Origin of the sequence: Pseudomonas sp. LS_2, from assembly GCF_042709235.1 — a bacterium.
GTDB lineage: Bacteria > Pseudomonadota > Gammaproteobacteria > Pseudomonadales > Pseudomonadaceae > Aquipseudomonas.
Map to the genome: position 1 here is coordinate 1 of NZ_JAVAYC010000066.1, position 1528 is coordinate 1528.

A 1528-nucleotide genomic window follows, 5' to 3' on the forward strand; every position below is an offset into this window, starting at 1 on the left:
ACTGGGGCGTGAGGAAGTGTTCATTCATGCGCAGCGGGATCAGAACAATGTGGTCCAGCATGATGAGACCACGCAGGTGGGTAATGATCGTTTTGAACGCGTCGAGCGAGATGAACAGGTCGTTATCGGTAACAACCGAAGTGAGGAAGTCGGCAACGATGAACAACTGACCATTGGCAGGGATCGCCATAGCCAGATCGGCCAGGACGAAACCCTGCAAGTTGGCCGCCACCGCAGCATCCTGATCGCTCAGGACCGCACCGAGCAGGTGGGAAACCATCGTTACGACAAGACCACTGCCAATCACACCGCTGAAATCGGCGGTCATTTCGAACAACAAGTGGCCGGGCATATCGAGCAGACCGCGGGGCAAGCCATTCGCCATACCACCCAGGTTATCGAACTCAACGTCTCGCAAAGCCTCACCATCAAGGCACCCGGGGCAACACTACGGCTTGATGGCAGCGGCATTACCCTCGATGGCGTGGCGATAAATATCAAAGGGCCGGTAGCGCATCACCCCGTGGGGGGCGGGCATGACTTGTCGTTCAGTGCCAGCCCAGAACCAGGGGAAGCCGTTTGCGTCAGTTGCCTGCTCAAGGCCATGGCAGAAGGTCGTAATGTCATTCGAATGGAAGGGGGCAACGAATGAAAAATGACTTCGAGACAGAGATACTCCTTCCCTTGCGTGAATCAGATCGCTATCAACTCGCCGCTATTCTGGAACTTTCTCGGCTGGATGCCGAACAACTGGAGGCACTGGCGCAGTACCAGAACAGAGCGTGCTGGTCACTGATGCAACAGGATGAACTCAGCAACCTGAGACGTTTTGGCCCCGCCGTATATGCACCCACTGTCATCGGCACGCCGCAAGGGCAATCTGACTTTTTCTGGCAGGTGAAGCAATTCGCCAGCCATGCAATTGGCGGATGGGTTGTAAGCTCATTGAAGGGTGCGGAATTAGCCAGGCATTTGGCGCAAGCCAATAACATCCTGGCGCCTGACGGCAAACGCTATTTGCTTCGTTATCACACTCAGCAATGCCTGAAAGTGCTGAGTAGCCGCATGGACCTACCTGACCTGCGTGAATGGTTCGCCCCTCTCCACAGTTGGTGGGTGCCCTACCCCGATGCAGAAACAGCGACCTGGTTCCGTATATCAGGCTACGACAGACCTGCCGCTAGAGCACTCAATGGTCTGGCGCTTGATCAGAGGTGCTGGCAAGCACTGGTCGCAGATTCGCTGAGCTATCGCCTTGCAGATCAACTCGAACACGGCTTGGAAGCGAGTGGCAAGCCAGCGCAGTGCCATGGCCTTCGCCTGGGCATGGCACAGAAGCACCTTGTCCTTGCTCGCCAGGCAGGCTTTGTCGAGCAGCATGACCTGCTTACTTACGCGACCTGCATGGCGCTGCAAGGCGAGCGACTGGCCCCTGACCCTATTTGGCACACGACGGTGAAACAAGCGCTCGCTACACGCCAGCCTCTTATCGAATTGCTTCAAGCGCACTTACCCCACTCGCTTGACT

General features: G+C 56.5%; 1 protein-coding gene and 1 pseudogene. Both read left to right on the top strand.

Features of this window, described 5'->3' with window-relative positions; genetic code table 11:
* Positions 1-652 (top strand): annotated as a pseudogene (locus tag RAC97_RS24550) (type VI secretion system tip protein VgrG); the annotation flags it as partial.
* A partial coding sequence (locus tag RAC97_RS24555) for a DUF4123 domain-containing protein (protein ID WP_375102212.1) occupies positions 649-1528 on the top strand: 880 nt, incomplete at its 3' end. The pseudogene RAC97_RS24550 and the gene RAC97_RS24555, both read left to right, overlap by 4 nt.